This is a genomic window from Clostridioides mangenotii TR (assembly GCF_000498755.1).
GTDB lineage: Bacteria > Bacillota > Clostridia > Peptostreptococcales > Peptostreptococcaceae > Metaclostridioides > Metaclostridioides mangenotii_A.
The window spans coordinates 1-1,362 of record NZ_AXUS01000069.1 but is presented as its reverse complement, the minus strand read 5'-3'; the positions used below and the strand labels follow the sequence as shown (position 1 = coordinate 1,362).

General features: G+C 32.8%; 1 protein-coding gene. It reads left to right on the top strand.

Features of this window, described 5'->3' with window-relative positions; genetic code table 11:
* Nucleotides 1–27: 27 nt before the first annotated feature.
* The gene (dinB, locus tag T473_RS0115590) at nucleotides 28–1,266 is read left to right on the top strand and encodes a DNA polymerase IV (protein WP_024622621.1); all 1,239 of its coding nucleotides are present in this window, start codon (nucleotides 28–30) and stop codon (nucleotides 1,264–1,266) included.
* Nucleotides 1,267–1,362 lie beyond the last annotated feature (96 nt).

The window sequence follows — 1,362 nt, the reverse complement described above, 5'->3', positions numbered from 1 at the left end:
TATGTTCTGAGTTAATGAGGTGATTTTATGGAAAGAGTTATATTRCATTCRGATATGAACAACTTTTACGCTAGTGTGGAATGCTTGTATAATCCATCATTACGAGATAARCCTCTAGCAGTTAGTCCACWGGGAGATAGTAAATAYGGWATTATACTAGCGAAAAACTACAAAGCTAAAAAATATAAGGTTCAAACTGGGGATCCAATTTGGCAAGCCAAGCAAAAATGTCCTAATTTAGTGATTGTSCCAGCAAACTATCATCAGTATMTTAGATTTTCAAGATTGGCAATAGATRTATATAAAGACTATACAGACAAAATTGAGAGTTTTGGATTAGATGAATGTTGGCTTGATGTTACGGAGAGTACAAAACTATTCGGCGRCGGAGAGACTATWGCTAATCAAATTAGAGRTAGAGTAAAGAAGGAACTGGGGATTACTGCATCTGTAGGAGTTAGCTTTAATAAGATWTTTGCRAAATTRGGTAGTGATATGAAAAAGCCAGATGCTACTACAGTTATATTAAAGGAAAACTTTAAAGATAAAGTWTGGAACTTGCCTGTCGAGGAYTTATTAAATGTTGGTCGAGCTACTAAAAAGAAATTCTTAAAATACAACATAAACACTATAGGRGATTTGGCAAATACAAAGCCAGARTTTTTAAAGAAGACATTAGGTAAAAGAGGTGTAGARCTTTGGAGTTTYGCAAATGGATATGATAATTCTCCAGTAAGCTTTTACAACTCTAGTACAGACATAAAGAGTATAGGTAAYTCTATAACWCTAAAAAGGAATCTAACAACAGATGAAGAAGTGAAAATTGTACTATATAAACTWACRGAGAGTGTAACAGAGAGRCTTAGAAAGCATGGWTTTGTATGYAGTACAGTRCAAATAACRATAAGAGAYGAGACATTATCGTCATATGAGAGACAAGGACAACTTATWRTCCCTTGTCACACAACAAACGAGCTATTTAATAAGGCTTTTGAGCTGTTTAAAATACATCATCAACCTTTTATACCTGTKAGAAAGTTAGGRGTWAGAGCRTGTAAYTTRTCYACATCTAAYTATGTACAATTGAGYTTTGGTGATAATTTTAAAGAAATAGAGAAACACGAAAAGATTGATAATACTATAGATAAGCTTCGTTATAGATTCGGACATTATGCAGTACAACGAGGAATATCACTGGTTGACACCGAGTTATCTCATATAAATCCCACGGAAGATCATGTAATACATCCTACATCATATAGATAATATAATCGTAAACATTTTCCTWWTTTGTTGATATACTTTCATTATATCAACAAGAGGCTTTTGACTCACCAGATTATATATTTGAATTAAAGTTGG